At 37.8% G+C, this 19,483-nt stretch carries 20 protein-coding genes; 2 read left to right on the forward strand and 18 right to left on the reverse strand.

Annotated elements, in window-relative coordinates; genetic code table 11:
• Nucleotides 1–11: 11 nt before the first annotated feature.
• Genes A3GS_RS0110235 through A3GS_RS0110265 form a run of 7 tightly spaced genes read right to left on the reverse strand, consistent with a single transcriptional unit; the run spans nucleotide 12 to nucleotide 6,564 of the window.
• Nucleotides 12–2,135, reverse strand: coding sequence for a CHAP domain-containing protein (locus tag A3GS_RS0110235; RefSeq protein ID WP_018365300.1), 2,124 nt, complete (start codon nucleotides 2,133–2,135; stop codon nucleotides 12–14).
• Nucleotides 2,136–2,138: 3 nt separating this feature from the next.
• Entirely contained in the window at nucleotides 2,139–4,565 is a 2,427-nt protein-coding gene (locus A3GS_RS0110240) for a VirB4-like conjugal transfer ATPase, CD1110 family (RefSeq protein ID WP_018365301.1), read from the reverse strand.
• The gene (locus tag A3GS_RS0110245) at nucleotides 4,477–4,866 is read right to left on the reverse strand and encodes a PrgI family protein (protein WP_012678211.1); all 390 of its coding nucleotides are present in this window, start codon (nucleotides 4,864–4,866) and stop codon (nucleotides 4,477–4,479) included. The genes A3GS_RS0110240 and A3GS_RS0110245 overlap by 89 nt, the downstream gene beginning before the upstream one ends.
• 3 nt (nucleotides 4,867–4,869) lie before the next feature.
• Nucleotides 4,870–5,133, reverse strand: coding sequence for a hypothetical protein (locus tag A3GS_RS0110250; RefSeq protein ID WP_012678212.1), 264 nt, complete (start codon nucleotides 5,131–5,133; stop codon nucleotides 4,870–4,872).
• A gap of 17 nt (nucleotides 5,134–5,150) precedes the next feature.
• On the reverse strand, nucleotides 5,151–6,014 hold the full coding sequence (locus A3GS_RS0110255) for a VirB6/TrbL-like conjugal transfer protein, CD1112 family (RefSeq protein ID WP_012678213.1): 864 nt from the start codon (nucleotides 6,012–6,014) through the stop codon (nucleotides 5,151–5,153).
• Between the two features lie 19 nt (nucleotides 6,015–6,033).
• Nucleotides 6,034–6,249 carry a Maff2 family mobile element protein gene (locus A3GS_RS0110260; protein WP_000394022.1) on the reverse strand — a complete coding sequence of 72 codons (216 nt, stop codon included), beginning with the start codon at nucleotides 6,247–6,249 and terminating at the stop codon, nucleotides 6,034–6,036.
• Nucleotides 6,250–6,252: 3 nt separating this feature from the next.
• Entirely contained in the window at nucleotides 6,253–6,564 is a 312-nt protein-coding gene (locus tag A3GS_RS0110265; protein ID WP_012678214.1) for a single-stranded DNA-binding protein, read from the reverse strand.
• A 349-nt stretch (nucleotides 6,565–6,913) separates the two neighbouring features.
• Here A3GS_RS0110265 and A3GS_RS0110275 point away from each other — a divergent pair, with 349 nt between their 5' ends.
• On the forward strand, nucleotides 6,914–8,065 hold the full coding sequence (locus A3GS_RS0110275) for an IS91 family transposase (protein ID WP_040807880.1): 1,152 nt from the start codon (nucleotides 6,914–6,916) through the stop codon (nucleotides 8,063–8,065).
• A gap of 42 nt (nucleotides 8,066–8,107) precedes the next feature.
• Complete coding sequence (locus A3GS_RS12935; RefSeq protein ID WP_018365306.1) at nucleotides 8,108–8,281, forward strand: hypothetical protein; 174 nt, start codon at nucleotides 8,108–8,110, stop codon at nucleotides 8,279–8,281.
• 164 nt (nucleotides 8,282–8,445) lie between these two features.
• Here the strand turns inward: A3GS_RS12935 and A3GS_RS0110285 are convergent, their stop codons facing one another.
• From A3GS_RS0110285 to aroA, 11 genes are all read right to left on the reverse strand, one after another.
• Entirely contained in the window at nucleotides 8,446–9,063 is a 618-nt protein-coding gene (locus A3GS_RS0110285; protein WP_018365307.1) for an SAP domain-containing protein, read from the reverse strand.
• 81 nt (nucleotides 9,064–9,144) lie between these two features.
• A complete protein-coding gene (locus A3GS_RS0110290) occupies nucleotides 9,145–10,926 on the reverse strand; it encodes a VirD4-like conjugal transfer protein, CD1115 family (RefSeq protein WP_018365308.1) in 1,782 nt (593 codons plus the stop codon).
• Nucleotides 10,923–11,408 (reverse strand): PcfB family protein, encoded by a 486-nt coding sequence (locus A3GS_RS0110295; RefSeq protein ID WP_012678216.1) that lies wholly within the window; start codon nucleotides 11,406–11,408, stop codon nucleotides 10,923–10,925. Before A3GS_RS0110295 ends, A3GS_RS0110290 begins: the two co-directional genes overlap by 4 nt.
• Nucleotides 11,405–12,256: an ATP-binding protein gene (locus A3GS_RS0110300; RefSeq protein WP_018365309.1), complete on the reverse strand. Its 852-nt coding sequence runs from the start codon at nucleotides 12,254–12,256 to the stop codon at nucleotides 11,405–11,407. Before A3GS_RS0110300 ends, A3GS_RS0110295 begins: the two co-directional genes overlap by 4 nt.
• A complete protein-coding gene (locus tag A3GS_RS0110305; RefSeq protein WP_018365310.1) occupies nucleotides 12,253–13,032 on the reverse strand; it encodes a replication initiator protein A in 780 nt (259 codons plus the stop codon). Before A3GS_RS0110305 ends, A3GS_RS0110300 begins: the two co-directional genes overlap by 4 nt.
• A gap of 89 nt (nucleotides 13,033–13,121) precedes the next feature.
• Nucleotides 13,122–13,403 (reverse strand): CD1845 family protein, encoded by a 282-nt coding sequence (locus tag A3GS_RS0110310; RefSeq protein WP_004804245.1) that lies wholly within the window; start codon nucleotides 13,401–13,403, stop codon nucleotides 13,122–13,124.
• An 18-nt stretch (nucleotides 13,404–13,421) separates the two neighbouring features.
• A complete protein-coding gene (gene rlmD, locus A3GS_RS0110315) occupies nucleotides 13,422–15,053 on the reverse strand; it encodes a 23S rRNA (uracil(1939)-C(5))-methyltransferase RlmD (protein ID WP_018365311.1) in 1,632 nt (543 codons plus the stop codon).
• A 75-nt stretch (nucleotides 15,054–15,128) separates the two neighbouring features.
• Complete coding sequence (locus A3GS_RS0110320) at nucleotides 15,129–16,592, reverse strand: LCP family protein (RefSeq protein WP_018365312.1); 1,464 nt, start codon at nucleotides 16,590–16,592, stop codon at nucleotides 15,129–15,131.
• A 57-nt stretch (nucleotides 16,593–16,649) separates the two neighbouring features.
• A complete protein-coding gene (gene pheA, locus A3GS_RS0110325; protein WP_018365313.1) occupies nucleotides 16,650–17,474 on the reverse strand; it encodes a prephenate dehydratase in 825 nt (274 codons plus the stop codon).
• On the reverse strand, nucleotides 17,471–17,947 hold the full coding sequence (locus tag A3GS_RS0110330) for a shikimate kinase (RefSeq protein ID WP_018365314.1): 477 nt from the start codon (nucleotides 17,945–17,947) through the stop codon (nucleotides 17,471–17,473). Before A3GS_RS0110330 ends, pheA begins: the two co-directional genes overlap by 4 nt.
• The gene (aroA, locus tag A3GS_RS0110335) at nucleotides 17,940–19,223 is read right to left on the reverse strand and encodes a 3-phosphoshikimate 1-carboxyvinyltransferase (protein WP_018365315.1); all 1,284 of its coding nucleotides are present in this window, start codon (nucleotides 19,221–19,223) and stop codon (nucleotides 17,940–17,942) included. The genes A3GS_RS0110330 and aroA overlap by 8 nt, the downstream gene beginning before the upstream one ends.
• Between the last annotated feature and the right edge of the window lie 260 nt (nucleotides 19,224–19,483).

A 19,483-nucleotide genomic window follows, 5' to 3' on the forward strand; every position in this document is an offset into this window, starting at 1 on the left:
TTGTTCCCTCCTTATCTGTTTACATTTGGCGGAAAACCGAAGCCTACCGGATGATGTTTACAAAAAGTCGCAATCCAATCATCTAAGGTAGTTACTCTTATATAACCGATGTTATCAATAACCTTTCCGTCCCCGATGTAAATACCTACATGACCATAGGTAAGTCCTGCTGTACTTCCGCTACTGCTGCTTTCTACCGCTACAAGCATTCCTACTTTTAGCTTTGACCTGTCTGATGTAAAGGTATAGTTTCGATACATATCATTGGCGTTTCCTCCGATATATCCAAGTCCCGCATTTTGATAGACCTGTGATACCCACATGGCACACCAGCCTGCACCCGGAGATGGTGTAATATATGCAGCATTAACAATTTTCTTTTGGACTTCCGTAGATGCCTCATACTCTTTTCCACCGCCTATACCGCCATTAGAGCTAATAAGGTCGGTATTCCCAAAGGCTTCTCCCATATTACCTTGTGCAAGGAATAAGGCTTCATAGTGCTTTAAGTTATCGGGATAGTCTGCAAATACCTTTCGTATAATGCTATCCATCTCTTTTTTTTGAAGCGTTACAATGAGCTTTTTATACTCATAAGGTTCTTCATGGCTTTCGGTATATTCATTGCCATCTTCATCGGTATAGGTTTCTGTAACTGTCCTGTATCTGATTTCAATTTCTTCCCTGTATTCAAGGTCATACATGGACTCAAACAATTCTTTTAATATGGATTCTACTTCCGATACATTCTTTACCTCTCCGCATCTTGATGTAATGTAGGATAAAAGCTCATGGACATTATGACCGATGTACTCTGTGTTATTTAAGATGTATTCATCATATCCGGGATAATTTTCTTCTACATGATCAACTTCACTTTGAAGCTCACTCTCCATAGCAGAAAACTTCTGATTGATTTCACTTAGAACATTTGGCTTTGATAAATAGCTTGTTGTAAGAACCGAGCTTGTAGAGTTCATAAAGCCTGTCATGCCTGTTCCTGCAAAGTTAATCACAAAAGTTCCTAAGATGATGATACCTATGAAGATAAGCATTAGTCCTTTTGCTTTTCGGATAATCATATCCTTTGAGCTTTTCAGTGTTCCGATAAGCCCCTCTTTAATACGATCTCTAAGTCTTGACTTATTCTCACGAGAAATCGCTGCCTTTGCCTGATTTTTCTTTTGAAATCTTTTATAGGCACTTGCTCTTTTATACTCATCTGTCTTTTTCAGTTCCTCTTTGGCATCACGAAACTCTAACTTGGATTTACGCTTTCTGATTTTATAGTCCTTATTTGTAAGGTCATATCCTTTTTTAGCTCTTTTCTTATCTGAGTATCTCTTAATACCATGAATGAGCTTGGAACTTGCGTCCGCCGTCTTTTCTCCTGCTTCTACGCCTTTATTTTCATCGCTTCCATGAGAAAGGTAATCTCTTACGGTTTCACTTCCTTTGGCAAGCCCTGACAGGGCAGATACTTTTACCATATCCTTTTTGACCTTTTTCTTTTGGTCTTTTGATAAGCTGATATTTTCTTTTTCGCATGCAGTATCTTTCCCTGTCCTTTTACCTTCAGATTTATTTTCTTTTGGTACATCGTCCTTTTTTCTTGTATAGAGGCTTTCGGAATAGTTTTTCCTCTTATACTTACTCTTTTGAACCTTATGATTTTTAGAGGAATTTTCCAGTGATTTTTCTTTGTTCTGAAGATTGTCATCTACATCATAGGTCGACTCAAAGTAGTCGCTGTCCCTAAAGTCATTGTCGTATCTGTCTATGATTCCATCGTTATCAAGGTCTTGTCCTAAAGGATCATAAATTTTCCCGTTCTTTACCTCAGTATCATAGTCAGCCTTTCCTGCTTCATTTACACTTCCCTTATCAGAAGCTCTATGCTTTGTATTTCTTTTGGAAGTCCCCTGTGCTTGCTCATTATCAGAGTTTACCTTACTTATCTTTTCATGTACCTTATCCTGAAATCTTTCTTTATCATGGACGATTTTTCCTCTGTAATCATCGCTATGCTTTAGCTTACTTTCTTCAGGTACGGAGCTTGTTTCAGTTTTTAGCATTTCTCTTTCAAGGCTTGCCTTATGTCTTTCTCTAAAATCTTTTTTCAGCTTCCCATCCATAAGCTACCTCACTTCTTCAGGCTTGGTAGTCATCTTCTGATAAAGAATAGTATCTTTCGGAAATTTATCAAGGAAAGGCACAATGGTATTTCCAAAGAAAAGTAATCCCTCGCCCTCATTGGAGTTAGTTACATACCGAAGCTGTGGAAGTGAGATTTTAAGTTTTCTTGCTAAGATTTCTCTATCTCCCGAAGCCTGATTTAGCATTAAGACAAAGTCCGTATTATCAAAGATGTTTTCTATTTCCTTACTCATAAGCAGGTCTTTGACATTCTGCGTGATACCCGTCGGGATACCTCCCCATTTTCTGAAACGCTTCCATATCTCAACCGAGTATGAAGCTGTCTGCTCATCTTTTAACAGCAAGTGAAATTCATCTATATAGTACCTTGTAGCCTTGTTTCCTCTGTTTTGCGATACCTTATTCCACACCTGATCCTGAATGACAAGCATACCGATTTTCTTTAATTGACTTCCAAGTTCCTTAATATCAAAGCAAAGCAGCTTCTTATTTAAGTCCACATTTGACCTGTGATTAAAGACATTAAGAGAACCTGATACATATATTTCCATCTCCGTTGCCAGCTTCTTACCAACCTTTTCTTCCTGCCCTTTTAACATATCGTATAGGTCTTGAAGAATCGGCATATTGTCAGGAGTCGGATTTTCAAAATACTTTTCATAAATTTTAGGAAGGCACCTATCTATTACCGACTTTTCTTCTGCCGTAAGTCCGCTTCCTCCAACTACAAGTTCAAGCATGGACATAATGAAATTTGCCTTGTCTTTAAGAGGTGCATCTCCATCGCCATAGTTCATGTTTATATCAAGGGGATTTAAGTAGTCTTTTGACTTACTGCTAACCTTTATCACTTCTCCCTTAAACTGTCTTACAAGGTTTCCATACTCTCCCTCCGGATCGCAAATAATCACATCATCGTCCGTTACTAAAATCGCATTTGCCATCTCCCTTTTAGCGCTAAAGGATTTACCACTTCCGGGAGTCCCTAAAATTAAGCCGTTCGGGTTCTTTAATTTCTTCCTGTCCGCCATAATCAGGTTATGACTTAAAGCATTTAGTCCATAGTACAGACTGTTACTTGAGTTGATAAAAAGTTCCTCTGTGGTAAATGGCATAAAGACTGCTGTTGATGATGAGGTTAGCCCTCTATCTATTTCAATCTTGTTTACCCCAAGAGGCAGCACGCTCACTAAGCCTTGTTCCTGCGTATGGTCAAGTCTTTTCAATTTACAGTTATGCTTGTTTGCAATGGAGCTTATCTGAGCTATGGTGTTATCGAGCTTCTGCACTGTCCTTGCAAAATTCATAAAGACAATACTTACAACAAACATACGCTCATCTCTTGTCTGTAAATCTTTTAAAAGACTTTTTACATCTTCTCCGTAAGTAATTAAATCACTTGGAAGAATGTCCATGTCATAGCCTGACCTTACAGCTTTCTTGTTTTCCTCAATTCGCATCTTGTCAATATCGGTGTTTTTTCGTTTTACCATCTTGATGGCTTCTGACTGGTCAATCGCCTTAATATGAAAAGATATATTGATGTTATCATCAATATCCAAAAACTCCGATAACATACGGTCTGAAAGCTCACTTGCAAGGATTTGAAAATGACTTGTTGCTCCGATAAACTTCCCAAACTTGAAATACCTGCTTGGCATAAAGTTAAATTCATCAGGCACGATATATGTTTTGGTACTTTCCTTTTTCTTCAGGTCTTTGTAGGAAAACTCAAAGGTCTTATTCGGATTTAATATATCGTGAAGAATCTTTAGCCTTTCTTCTCCGGTAAGACTTTCAGCTCTTACCCCCATGCCTTTTAGATTAGATAATATATCTATCTCCAGTCTTTCAAGTTTTGATGTTGCCTGTTCTAAATTGTCTGCCTCTACTGTAAAGGTTACATACTTTGATTTTTTCAGTCCGTTATTTCCTTTTACAATCTGACTTTTTAGCATCTCTCTAAACTCAAGTCGTATATCGTCAAATCCGTCCCCTTTATTCGGTATCTGAATTGCCGATTTCATTTCTTCGTTTCGTCCAAGCTGATTGATGTAGGAAAACTCAATCGCTATGCTTGGATCAAAGGAATTTAAGAAATTGGCAAACTGATTAAAAATCAAATCCCTATCTTCATCTAAAGCAAGCTGATAGTTAATGTCCTGAAAGGCTATGCTTTTACTGAAGTGCTTTTCATCGAGCTGGCATATCCCGCTTTTTAAGAGTCTAAGATAGGGAATGGTATCTTCAACAGTGTATCTTTTCGGCTCTTTCTTAAAAATAAGGTCAAGTATATTACTGTCTTTTTTAATCTTTCCCTTATTTTGCTTTAAGTCCCGCTTTTGACTTCTCAGTGCCTTTTTGTTTTCTTCTAACTTTATTTGCTGAATTTTTCTTTTCTTGTTCAAGGTAAACCTCCTTTCTCACTCTCTTTGCCGGCTGATAAAACTTATGAAGATAGATATGCTTAAAATATTTCTCAAAGGTCAGTCCATCCTTTTCAAAAAGTGTGATGAAAAAGATTGGAAGTGTGGACACAATCAGAAATATGACAGCTATATCATTTGGTACTACCTTTCTCATAAATAAATAGACCGGTATTCCAACAAGTCCTGCAATGGTAAATCCGATAAGCTGCCTTTTCGTTAAGTTAAATGCTACCTTTGTCTTGACCTTCTTGAGATCTTTGGGAATTGGTACATACGCCATAACTTACCTCCCATCTTCTTTGTCCTTTGACAGCTCCTCAAAGTGTTCATATACAGATCCGATTTCATCCTGAATAATTGCAAGCTGTTCATCTGTATTCTTGTTATATCTTTGCTGCATTAGGCAAAAGTCATTGTGGCAGCGACCGATGTCCTCTGTTCTTTCTTCCAATTCATCCACTTTGTTATAAAGTCTGATTCTGTCAATTACCGCCATAATGCCTGCGACCATTACTACTGCTGTAAATACTGTTTTTCTTTTGTTCATACTATCTTTCCTTTCTTTTAGTGTGCATTTAATACGCTTTTGGCCAGTGTTCCGCTCTTAAGCATCATTAACCCCAGCAAAACCGCATATCCAAGTATCGTCATGGTACTTGTGTGTATATCTGTTATTTCAATCGTCTTAACTAATACTGCGTAAATTCCAAGACAAACCATTAAAAAGAGTCCTTGTAGTCCAAGTGCAAATAGTCCCTTGATGTAATTCGTGCCGATTTGCCCCCATTCTTTGTTTCCCATTGTGGCAAAAGGAATGGCTGAAACCGATGAATAAACATAAATCTCAAACATTCTTCCGTAAACCACAAGCATAATTACTATGGAAATTGCCTGTATAGCAACCTTGATGATGGAGGTTTCAAAGAGAATCATGACAAGTTCCCCAAGTCCCTTTTCTTTTAGGGTATCCATCATCGCCACTATCTGATCTCCGGAAACGGTGGCAGAGGTGTTTATCACCCCTGCCGCCTTATTTACCATATGCTGTGCCACATCAAAGACCGCCATTGAAAACTCAAAGGCATGAGATACTAACCACACAGCAATCCACATCTTGATGATGTACTTGAAAAATTCAAAGGTATCCGTATCGTGCATATTGTTCTTTTGCATTACCATGTTGATAATCTCGATACAAAGGACTGCTGTGATAATTAGTCCCGCTATGGGAATAATGACGGAATCGTTAATGCTTTTGATAAAGGCAAATACTTCTCCGTTCCATCCCATAGGCGTTTTTCCTACATCTGTTGCAACTGCACCAACCTTGTCGTTGATGTCAAGAAACATGGACTCTAAGTTTGCTTGGATACCGCCCAGTAGAAGCTCTTTAAAGAATTCTTCTATCTTGTCGAATATTCCAAACATCTAAGCTCTCCTTTTCTTCTTACTTGAGTACATTTGCAAGAAGCGGAATCAGCTTAAGTCCGATAAGAACAATACCTCCTCCCGCCATCAACTGCTTAATCCCCTGAGATTTTGCTCCGGGATTGTCATTCCCATATCCTTCCATCAGGTTAATAACACCCCATGCTCCAAGTCCTGCTCCTACTGCCATAACCAAAATTTTTAATACATTTACTGCCTGTGCGAAAAATTCCATAATTTATTCCTCCTCATTTTCTTCTTTCTTTTCAATCTTGTTGTATGACTTCACTACAAAATTTTTGTAAATCTTTCCCTCTTTTTCACGCTTCTTAAAGTAGCCGAATACATGAATCAAATCGCCTTTTTCAAAAGATTTTGCTTTATCCGCTTTTTCTCCATAGGCTGCACAGTTAATGTACTCCTTGCCTTTTCCGTACTTCTTTACAAGCGTGAAGTTTGCAACTTCTACCGTTTCTCCGTCTTTTTCAAAGTTTGAGAAAGTAGGTTCCGCCACTAAGTTGGCGTTGATGTTAATCATTTCTTGTTTCATCTTTTTAAATTTCTCCTTTTCAATTCAATAAAAAAGCGACTGGAGTATTTCTTTTCCAATCGCTGATACTCTTTCTATTTAGTTTTTTCTTAGTGGGACTTCTGATCCTTATCATCTTATCTCCTTTATTGTCTTTAACATATTTAAGGGAATTAGCATTTTGTCGTGTATATATTAGTGAAAAGTACTTGAAATACTAGTTCGCTAATTAGCGAGTTTCCCCTATTTATTGATCGCAATATAAATTGAAAATAGGCATAAAAAATAGGCTTCGCCTATTCAACTCCCCTGCCCCTCAATCTTGAGGGGTGGGGTTTCTTTTTCTTTCATAATCCCTCATAATGTTCTTATGAACGTGCTGCAGAAAATTTTTAATGATTATTATGAAGAAATTAAATATACTCTTCATCCCAGAGATTCTGAGATAGAAAATATCGAAAAAATGATAAACTGTGGTGATCCTTCTTTTGGCGGTGCCATGTTTGGCTGTCCGCACTGTGGTAAGCTTAAGTTTGTTCCTTTTCGATGCCACAGCCGTTTCTGCCCTACCTGTGGCAACAAGTACTCTATGCAACGCACTACATCCATGTCTTTTAAACTGCTTAATGTCCGACACAGACACTGCGTTTTCACAATCGATCAAAACCTCCGTGATTTTTTCCTTCAGGACAGAACTCTGCTTAATTCTCTTTTCCATTCTGCCTCCAGCGTTGTTTCACGCATGTTCTTTAAGATGAATAAATCCAAAAACTTTACTCCCGGCTTCATTATGGTTCTTCATACTTTTGGCAGAGATCTCAAATGGAATCCTCACATCCACTGTTTGATTTCTGAAGGGGGATACAGCGACGATGGGGTTTGGCGCCATGTCACACACTTTAATTACACATACTTACGAAATGCTTTCCGCACTGCTCTCCTTAACGAAATGGAAAACAAACTTGGGCAATCCTTTAAAAACATTAAAGCCAACTGTTATTCAGAGCACAAACATGGCTTCTATGTTTATGCCAAACCTAATAAATGTAATCCCAAAACCGTAATAAAATATATCGGTCGCTATCTTGGACGTCCCGTTATAGCCACATCACGTATTGATAAATACGACGGTGAGTTCGTTACCTTCCATTACAATCGCCATGAAGACGAAAAATATATCGTGGAGACGCTTCCTGCCATTGATTTTATAAAACGCTTAATCCGGCATATCCCCGAAAAGCATTTTAAAATGATTCGATATGCTGGTATTTATGCTCGCCACCGCGAAATTGACAAGCATCTGTATCATGCTATTTCTAAAGAAAAGCAGCACATTTTTTGTAGTTTCAATCAATGGCGTACTGCCATTCTTTCTTCTTTTGGCTATGACCCTTTACAATGTCCTGATTGTAAGCACAAAATGGTATTCCTTGAACTCTACTACAACCACAAGCGCGTTCCTCTTGAAGAACTCTACGAGAAAGCAATGTCCAAATCTCGCGGAAAGCGTTCCTCTGCATAAGTTCTAATGATATAATCTCTTAGTAGAAAGGAGATTGCCATTATGAAAACGGATATCGAGGAATTGCGCAAAAAATACATAGAAAACCCACCGGAAGGTATGACATCCAAGGACATTCGCTATTTGAGCGAGGATGAGCTTCTGGACTTGGATTATTTCTTAAATGATGACGAACTTGATGACGATTTCGGAGAAGAAGGCTTCTATATTTTCTAATCCCTGACCGTCTGTTTGCTATGCCCGCCTTCGTGCGGGCATTTTAAATTCACAAGAGCGCCATAGGCGGTCTTTCCTATAAAGTGAAAAAAGACGATAGATTTTTTTCTTTTCTATCGTCTTACGCATTTAGTATTCAATTTTTCAGTTCAACAAACTGGAATTTATTTATGATACTCCTCTATTTTATCTCCATATTCGTTTAGGAGTTGTCTAGAATAAATTTTTTCATTTTTTGAGTCTCTAACTTCTTTCCATAGAATAGCAGCAACTTTTAACTTGTTAGAATAATAGTAGCTAAGTTCATCTGAGCAAAAATCCTTTAGGAATTGATTCCATTGACAAGCTGAATTATCATACTTAGCGTAGTTTGACTCGCCATAATATACTTTGAGCATATCTTGAATTGTAAATTTTAAGTCATTTTCCATTTTCACTTTTCTCCATGCCGTTGCCATATCAGCATTGAACTTAAATGGACTAACACCCGTTACTGCAGAAAAATAGTCCCTAAATTTTTGATTAAAGGAAAAAGCACATTCAAGTAATGGTGTACGTAATGTTACAACTTCTGTTTGATTTTTGTTCCCATTTCTCTGAGACTTCTCTATTCTATTCCCCATAAAATATTGTTCTATGATATGATTCAGTTCTTGCTTTGTACTTCTATATTCTAATCCAAGTGACTTACAGATTTTTGAAAGCTCCTCTCTGTACCAATAATATCTAGAAAATTCTTCAAATGACTTTATATCTCTGAAATCAGGTCTACCGTTCTTCAAATAGCCACCCCCACAAATTCAAATTTATCTAGCTCTATTATATCAAATATACCCTCGACCATATAGTTATAACAGTAAATCTTACAATCTTGTAATTACCGTATTTCTATTAAGCTTAACCTTGCCTTTTCTCTTTATATATTCTTCAATATCAAACACATTCTTCTTGTCATAATCTTCTAAGAACTTATAGTTCTTATGCTTTGTGATGTCGAATTTATCTGAAAGAAAAGGTCTTACACCTCTAAGCTGAAAAATACATTTACCACCGTCCATTACAGTAATCTCATCTTGGCTCATCAGTTCCTTACCTGTCTTTTGATAATTAAGTCCGAAAGACTTTTGATTTGACCTTGTTTCCGATGTGTTATATAAATCTATCGTTTCTTTTCCCAGTGTTTCAGACAATTCTTTTAGTGTAGTTTTCTCCTTGCCACCAAGGAACAAGGTACTATCACAGTTACCTACGATTGTATCGGCATTATCCTTATAGATTGCCTTTAACTGAGATTGTGCTTGAAGTATGATACTTGCTGATATTTCTCTGGAACGGATTGTTGCTATAAGTTTCTCAAACTTTGGAATTAAGCCGATGTTTGCAAATTCATCAAGCAAGCATCTCACATGGACAGGTAATCGTCCGCCATATACATCATCTGCCTTATCACATAAGAGATTAAAAAGTTGTGAGTACATAATGGATACTACAAAGTTAAAGGTATCATCAGTATCAGAGATAATAACAAAGAGTGCCGTTTTTCTATCTCCGAGTGTATCAAGCTCAAGTTCATCTTCACTCATCAAGTCCCTAAGTTCCCTAATATCAAATGGAGCAAGCCTTGCACCACAAGAGATAAGAATAGATTTTGCCGTTTTTCCGGCAGCCAATTTGTACTTTTTATATTGCTTCACTGCAAAGTGTGTCGGCTCTCTTTTTTCAAGTGCTTCAAAGAGTCTATCTATGGGATTCATATAGGTTTCATCATCTTCTCTGACTTCAGAAGCATCTATCATATCGAGTAGAGTCGCAAAGTTCTTTTCTTCTCTTGGAGCTTCATAGAAGATGTAGCCGATAAGTGCTGTGTAGTAGAGTTTTTCGGCTTTTACCCAAAAATCCTCACCTGATTTTTCTCCCTCTCCCTTGGTGTTTGCGATGATTGTCTGTACTAATTTTAATATGTCTTTTTCACTTCTAAGATAAGCAAAGGGATTGTATTTCATAGACTTTTTGAAGTTAATGGTATTTAGGATTTTTATCTCATATCCGTTATCTTCAAGCATCTTACCGCACTCAAGGACTATAGTTCCTTTAGGATCGGTTACACAATATGACGAGTGCATCTGCATAAGATTCGGTTTTACATAAAATCTCGTTTTCCCACTTCCTGATCCACCGATGACAAGAACATTCTTATTTCTTGCATACTTAGGATTAGCCGGTCTGCCATTCATAGTTAATCGTTCTGTTTGCGTAAGCAGGATATTATTTTGAAACTTTTCATCCATATATGGCTCTATATCTTTTTTCGTTCCCCATCTTGCTGAGCCATACTCTTTCCCCTGTCTAAACTTTTTAACATTTTTCCCTTTGGTATATACGATAATTTTGATTAAAACAGCTACTACCACGCCCATTATAATATCCGTAGGATGAAGGCTTGGAAGAAAGCTCATCGTATTAATCTCTAATATCCCTTGAAAAATTTTGTCAATAATATCGCCACCTATATAGGCTCTTACATGATGTGAAAAGATATTACCTATATAGAAAAATGCAAGATAGGGAATGTTTTGCTTTAGAAACTTTACCTTATCTTGCACCTTAAATAAGCCTTTGATGTCCTTTAATATTTTATCTATCATAGGCTCTGCTCCTTTTGTTTATTCTTGATTTTATCTTTGGAAACAGAGTTTTTAGCCATCTCCTTAAACTTCTCAATATTCTTATGAATGGACTCCTTCCTTTCCGTTTTCTTTTCTGATTCTGAAAGGGCATGCTTAAATGCTTTGTCCATAACCTTCATATCTTTAGCTTGAAAGAATACTGAGTATTTCCCTCTTTCCTTATCTTTCATGACTGAAAACTTTACCCCATACCGATTAAGTTCCTTTTTGAGTTCCTTAAGTTCTGCTTCTTCAACTGGAATTTCTTCAAGCTGCCCCTTTTTAACCATATCTTTTAGCTTTACTTCATTTCCGTTAGTATTAACCAGCTTTTCAAGTCCTCCAAGTTTTTCTGCTTCTTTCATCAATTTCTTTAACAAGTTCAGAATTAGCTTTCCTGTTACTTTAGCAGCTCTAACTTCCATATTCAGTGTTTTTCTTGCTATTTCTTCATTGATCAACTTCTCTCACCTCCATTCAGCAGTCTGTCCTTATTCCGATTCAGTTTGTCCTTTTGAATAACCTTTCTAAAATCTTCTCCTACAACCATAACAGGAATACACATCTCTATGATTCTTGAGTAGATTCTTTGATACTCTACGCTATCCTTACAATTTTGGATTGTGTCGTAGGAAAGGTTAGTAGTGAAGATAGTCGGTTTCTGTTTTAAGTACCTGTTATTCACGATGTTATATACTTGCTCTTTAGCATAGCTTGTATCTCTTTCTATTCCTAAGTCATCCAAGATAAGAACGGAAGTATTTACAAGGGATTCAATATATGCGTTCTTGTCAAAATCAAATCCTCCCTTTTGCAGTTCATTGATAATCTGTGCAAAATTTCTTATTTTAACGCCTATTTGATACTGTTCAATAAGGCTATTTGCAATGGAGCAGGCAAGATAGGTCTTTCCGCTACCTACTGAGCCATAAAAAAGAAGTCCGATATTTTCTTTTTTCATTTCCTCATAGTCTTTTACAAAGTTCTTTGCAATGATAAGGCTTTGATTTTCTTCTCCCTGATAATTTTCAAATGTGTATGACCACTGAATAATCGAGTTAAAGCAGCTACTCTTTAATCGTTCAATTTCCATCTGCTTTTGTCTTTCTTTTTCTCTTTCCTCTCTATCTCTATCGCATTTGCAAGAAATCTTAAATATCATCTTGTTATCAAAGAACTCCATCACTTTTCCGTCTTTTCTTTCATGGCAAACTTTACAAAATGCGTGTCCATCCTTGATATATTCTTTTTCAGGATCGTAAGAATACTCTACATCTTCTATCATTACTTTTTCTAATTCTTTCATCATAGGTGTTCTCCTTTATCATATTCTTCCCATGTCGGGATATTTGATGTTTTCACTTCTTTTCCTCTCCCCTGATCTTTATAAAACCAAGAAAGGATTGTCGCTTTATGGTCTTTATAGGTCTTTCCGGTGCTTTTGATATATGCAGATAATCTCTCAATGTAATTATCAAGCTGTGAGTTCATTATGATTTGTAAATCGGATATATCTTCTGCCGTTAAAAATACATTTTGAAATGTTCCAAGCCCGTTTTCACCAAAACTATATTCTCTCTTACTATACTTACTCTTATTATTCTCTATATAGTTAGAGTCAAGATTTTGAACTTCCTGAAGTTCATTTTCTTTACTTCTGAGGTTAAAATCTTTTACTTCTGAAGTTAAGTTTTTTGACTTCTGAAAGTCATTTTCTTTTACCGCTAATATGCTCATAAAGTCTTTAACATATATGACATTCGGCTTACCAAGCCCAAGCCTTACTCTTTCAATCAGTCCGATTCCTTTCTTCATATCGAGTTCATCTAATGTTTTTATAGCTGTCGGCTTTGAGATATTTCTTCTTCTCATAATTTCTTCAACAGTAAAATAGATAAATACCCTGCCATCTTTGTCTATCCAGTTATTCTTAAAAGACATTCCTGTCCGTTTAAGAAGCATTGAATAAAGGATAATCGCTTCAGCGGATAATCCCTTAAATTCTTCTCCGTCTACCAATATCTCCGGTACTTTTAGAAAGTTAAATCTTTCCGCTTCTCTGTTATAGAAATAGTCAAAGTCCATCGCTTCACCTCCTTTCCTTAAAATTTTACAAAGAAAAAGACGATAGTTTTTTTCTCTATCGTCTTTGGTAACCATTTTTATGAAATTTTTCAAATTGATTTTATTACTTCGTTTATACCTTTAAGAAAGGCTATAACGGTTGCTCCGACCATGGGTATTCCATATGGACTTAACAAAAATCCTAATACCAACGCCTCAATTCCAAGTGATATATCTTTTTGTATAAATGATCCTATTGCAGCAACGATACACATCAGCATCAAGAAATATAGAATAGTTGTTCCTATGCCGAGCAGGAATGTCAGAAATGCAGTGAGGATACTTAACAGCAATCTAATTGGAAATAAGATTATTTTTAATATCCATCTCATAAATACCCTCCATTTCTATTAAATCATCTTAAAATGCCTTAACGCATCCATGATAGCTTCCTCTTTTTCCGGTGTGCATTGTGGAATAACCTGTTTCTCTTTTTTTGATTTATTATAATGCTCCCTCAGTGCAATTCCACATTTCTTTTTAATCTGTGCAATATAGAGTGTCGAAACCTTTAAATCAAACTTTTCCAATATATATTTCTTGATTTGTGCATAAGTCGCTTTACTTTCAGCACTTGTCAAATCAAGTTCATCCAGCTCTACTTCAACACTTATATGCTTATCGACATTAAGTTTGGACAATAATGCCACCGTCTCAACATGATGTGTATTCGGAAACAAATCGACTGGTTGCACTTTGGTCAATTTGTAACCAATTTCTTCAAAGAGTGCAATATCACGAGCCATGGTTGCTGGGTTACATGAAATGTAGGTCACCTTATCTGCACCCGTTTGTGCTGCGGAACGGATGAAGCTTTCAGTCAAACCCTTACGCGGTGGGTCAACCATGATAACAGTTGGTTTGATGCCTGCTGCCAGCCATTTGGCCATTGCATTTTCAGCGCTATCCGCCACATAGGTGCTATTAGTGATGCCGTTTCGCTCAGCATTTTTCTTAGCATCAGCGACAGCTTTTTCTACTACCTCAACGCCATAAACATACTTCACCTGCTTAGCCACAGAAAGCCCGATTGTTCCAATACCAGAGTAAGCATCGATGACCACATCGCTAGCTGTCAATTTTGAAAAATTGATGGCGGTCTGATAAAGTTTTTCAGCCATTTCAGTATTGACTTGATAGAAAGACTGGGCCGAAATCTCGTAAGTATTGTCCAACATCTGATCCTCAATCACATCCTTACCATAAAGGGTGCGGAACTCCGGACCAAAAATAGTGTTGGTATTTTTATCATTGATGTTCTGAATGACAGAGACAACAGCAGGAAAAGCTTTGATAATTTTGGCAATCATTTGCTCAACGCGGAAAATCTTAAGACGGGTGGTCACGAGGACAAGCATCATTTGACCCGTGTAGTGCCCGCGACGGACAACAAGATTGCGGATGAGACCTGATTGCTCTTTTTCATCATAAGGCTTGATATCAAAGCGACGCAAAAGGTCACGTGTAAAATTAATAAGCGCATCAATGTCTTTTTCTTGAATCAAATAATCATCAATCGGCATTAAGTCATGGGAATTCTTACGAAAGAAGCCTGTCTCCAACTGACCATTGACACGGCGAACAGGTACCTGGGCCTTGTTACGATAGGCAAATGGTTCCTCCATTCCAATAGTCGGCAAGACTTCCACATCAGAAAGGTGAGCTGTCTTGTACAAGTTATCTGCTACTTGTTTTTGCTTGAACTTGAGTTGCTCTTCGTAAGCTAGGTGCCCCAAGTCAGCAATCCCTGTCCGCAAGTAAGCGACATCCAAATTGTTATTACGGTAAGGAGAGAGTCTCAGATATTCTTCAACCTTCCCATAGCCAATACGTTTACGCAATTTCAAGACGCGCATCTTGATAACTTCATTTGGAAGAGCATTTTCAACAAAGAAGACAAAACCATCCACCTTGGCAACTCCCATTCCCTCATGACTCAGGTCTGAAATGACCACTTCTACAATATCATTTTTTTCTAGCATCTTTTATCCTTTTCTACTTATCAGCTCTGCTATCTTCAAAAAAAAGAGAGACTGTCGTCTCTCCATTATATCATATTAGCGTAAGCCTAAGTCGGCAAGTTTCTTTTGGTATTTATCAAAGTCAATAGAAATTCCCGTACCACCGTACATGTCATAATCATCAACCCAATCACCTTCCGCTGGAATGGTGGTCTGCTCAATGCCAGACTTTCCACTGGTTAGCACGCCTAGCCCCTCCTTGATAAGGAAAGGATAAGAGATGTTGGTCGAGGTCAGGCTGTAGATCTTTCCGATAGCTGCCGAACCCGTAAAGAGTTTAGTTGGATCCTTGATTTGTGAAAAAATAGCGGACATAACTTCTTGTTGCCTACGTGTACGCCCAAAATCACCATCGTCATCCTTACGGAAACGAGCGTAATTAAGCAAGGTGCGACCATCCATACGCTGCTGACCAACCTTGATGGTTTGGTTGGGAACGACGCCATCCTTCATATTAAGATCATCGGGAACTTCAACAGAACTAACCGATTCACCATTGACCAAGCCAAACTTAGCATTCATCTTAACCCCATTAGGGAATAGGGTGTCAATAGCTTCTGCAAAGGTCTGGAAATCCACCATAACATAATATTTGATATTAATGTCAAAATTACGTTTAAGAGTTTCGCGCATAAGCTCAGCACCCTGATTATTGTTTTGTTCTCCAATGTTAAAAGCAACATTAAGTTTTTGATCATAAGAATAGTCACCATAGCTGACGCCCTCGATATTGACCAAGGTATCACGCATAAAGCTGACCATCTTAACTTTACCAGACTTGTTACCAATGTTAAGCACCATAATGGTATCCGTCCTAGCATCACTGGATCCCTGAGTAACACGCTGGTCACTTCCTAAAATCAAAATATTGGTGCCATCAGGTGAATTTTTTCCATTGAAAGTCTCCGTTACAGCAGGTGTGTAGTTTGTTTTCCCGCTGGACACATCATTCATTCCCTTTATGAACATGGCAATCATTCCAATGACAACTAGCAAAATGAGAATCCCCAAATATTTAAAGAAACGTTTCACGCCACCTTTTTTTCTTGGCCTTTTATTCTTTAGCTTATTAGGATGCGAAGTAGGGACAGGGGCTGCGTAGGCTTGTTCTACACCTTGATAAGCATTAGCTTGTTCTTGATAATAAGCTGGCTCTTCTTGATAATTAGGAATGTTATTTTCACCCCGTCTTGATGAGCGCTTGGATGCACGACTTTCTTCTGGATAAACTGGTAGACCTTGAGAGGTATAATTTTCCTGAGGTTGGTCTACAGCAGATGAGTAGTCGTCATAAGCTGCCTCATAAGAATGGTCAGGCTCTTCTCTGTAGTAGCTCTGCCCATTGCTATAAGAAGGGTCAGAAAAAGTCGATTTTTTCTTGTTATATAAGTAGTCAAATTCCTGCTTCTCCTTGGCATTGAGGTAGCTCAGGTTACGCAGTAGATAATTATATCTTAATTCTTCGTGGTGGCTCAAATTGCCTCTATTATTTCTCACCATTTTCTATTCCATACAATTCTATAGATTTCCCATACATACTCTTCTTTTTCTTTGAGCTTACAATTCAAAAACATCGTAATTTCCCAAGATTTTATAATTGATACCGATAGTGGTCAACTCCTCCAATGCAAATGTCACTAATTCTTCATTGTGATTTTCAAAATCGATGATAAAGAAATACTCTCCCAAAACGGTTTTCAAAGGACGACTTTCGATTTTAGTTAAGTCAATCCCACGCCAGGCAAAGACTGATAGTGCTTTGTAAAGGGCTCCTGGTAAATTATCTGGCAAAGTCAGAGCCAAAGAAACTTTCTTATCAATTTTAGGCAGGCAGATAACTGGTGACTGATGCCCTAAAAGCCAAAAACGTGTGAAATTTTCATCAATTTCTTGAATATCTTTAGCAATAATTTGTAGATTATATTCTTTAGCTGCCGCTTCTGGAGCGATGGCAGCAAAATTTTCCTGAGGATTTTCTGCAATGAAGCGTGCTGCGTAGGCTGTGCTGGCCGTAATTTCCAACTTAGCCTGTGGATAATTTGTCTTGATATACTTCTTTCCTTGAGCAATAGCTTGGGGATGAGAGAAAATCTTATCAATCTGCTTATCCCTTGTTGTTGCCATCAACTGTTGTTTGATAGGCTGAATAATTTCTGCAACAGCTTGGATATCAGCCTGATGAAAAAGATAGTCAAAGGTCTCATGAACAGATCCCTCAATAGAATTTTCAACAGGCACAATAGCAAAGTCCACCAAACCTTCTTCATAAGACTTGATGACATCTGTAATATTGCCAAAGGCACGCAAATCAAAATCTGGAAAAGCCTTAACTGCAACATTATGTGTAAAGGACCCCGCAGGTCCTAAATAAGCAACCTTCATTTTATCAATCCTATAATTTCTTCTGGAGATTTCTGATTAACATCAATGATAATATTAGCTGATTCTTCATAAAAATCTTGTCGGCTATCAAAAATGGCTTTAAAAGAAGCTTTATCATTATTAACAAAGAGCGGGCGAACATTAGCTTCATCGTTTTGAATACGCTGGTAAAGCGTTTCAAAATCAGCTTTGAGATAGATTGTTTCAGGATTTTTTGCTAAAATCACACGGTTATGTGGATTAACAACCACACCGCCACCAGTGGCAATAACTTGGTTAGAGTCAGCCAATTCTTCCAAAACCTGCGATTCAATCTCACGAAACTTGGCCTCACCATGACTAGCAAAAAAATCAGCGATAGACATGCCAATGCGTTCAGTGATGACAGCATCCATATCAACAAAATTGGGATCTAATAAACTAGCAACAGTTGATTTTCCCGATCCCATGAAACCAATGAGAATTTTAGCCATTAATCAATGCCTCCAAATCAGCGAAAAAGCTAGGATAGCTGGCATTAATTGCTTCTGCACGTTCCAACTCAACGTCACCTTCTTTGACCAACAGTGCAGCAATTGCTGCCATCATACCAATACGATGGTCTCCAAAAGTATTAATCTTAGCGCCATGTAGGTCTGTCTTACCATGAATAATCATACCATCTTCCGTTGGCGTAATATGGGCCCCCATGGCATTGAGAGCATCCGCAACAACTTGAATACGGTCTGTCTCTTTTACCTTGAGCTCTTCAGCATCACGAATGACGGTATCACCCTGAGCTTGTGTAGCCAGTAGAGCGATGATTGGCAACTCGTCAATCAAACGCGGAATAATATCCCCTGCAATTTCTGTAGCATGTAAACCTGAGCTTTCAACTGTAATCGTCGCAGATTTGGCAATATCATCCACGTCTGTTAGCTGCAAATTCCCTCCCATAGCTTGAATGACATCCAAAATACCTGTTCGTGTTTCATTGATGCCGACATTCTTAAGGACAATTTTACTATTTGGGATAATAAGCCCTGCAACAAGCCAAAAGGCAGCACTGGAAATATCTCCAGGAACAACTATATCTTGCGCAATAAACTCTTGCCCACCACTAATGCGAATTTCTTTACCTTTTACATCAATCTGTCCGCCAAACTGAACGATCATATCTTCTGTATGATTGCGAGTTTTTTCTTTTTCAATGATAGTAGATTCACCATCAGCTTGCAGAGCAGCAAAAATCAGAGCAGACTTGACCTGAGCCGAAGCCACTGGCAATTGATAATGAATAGGCTTCAAGTGCTTTGACCCCTTCATTTTTAGTGGGGGAAGATCACGATCAGTTCTTCCCGAAACCTCTACTCCCATCTGACTAAGCGGAATCGTCACACGATCCATGGGACGTTTTGAGAGGCTATCATCACCAAACATCTCCACTGCAAAATCTTGTCCAGCTAAAACACCTGAAATCAAGCGGATAGAAGTACCCGAATTTCCCATATCTAAAGGTTTTTTAGGTGCCTGTAACCCATTGAAACCAAGGCCGTGAACAGTCACAATATTGCCATCATCTTCAATCTCGACACCCAAATCACGAAAAGCCTGCATGGTAGACAAAACATCCTCACCACGTAAAATATCATGCACATGAGTCACTCCTCTAGCCAAGCTTCCAAACATGATAGAGCGATGACTAATTGATTTATCACCGGGAACCTGAATCGTTCCATTCAATTTTTTTGCATTTGTTTGTAACTTCATACAAAACTCCCATTGTATAGTTTTATACCATTGTATCATAAAATAGGTGATTTTTTGAGAATTCCATTAAAAAGACAGCAAAATTTCTTCTATTTTCAAATAAAAAATCGGAGCTATTTAAATTACTTGAACTTTACCTGATAAGGCAATATAATCGAATCTCTAATATCTGTAGTGGGTAACTGCACCTATTTAGCTTGTTTCTTAATAATTCGAAAGAGACAAAACGAGAGAGAATCAAATTGATTCTCTCTCGTTAC

The sequence above is a fragment of the Streptococcus caballi DSM 19004 genome (genome assembly GCF_000379985.1).
GTDB classification, from domain to species: domain Bacteria; phylum Bacillota; class Bacilli; order Lactobacillales; family Streptococcaceae; genus Streptococcus; species Streptococcus caballi.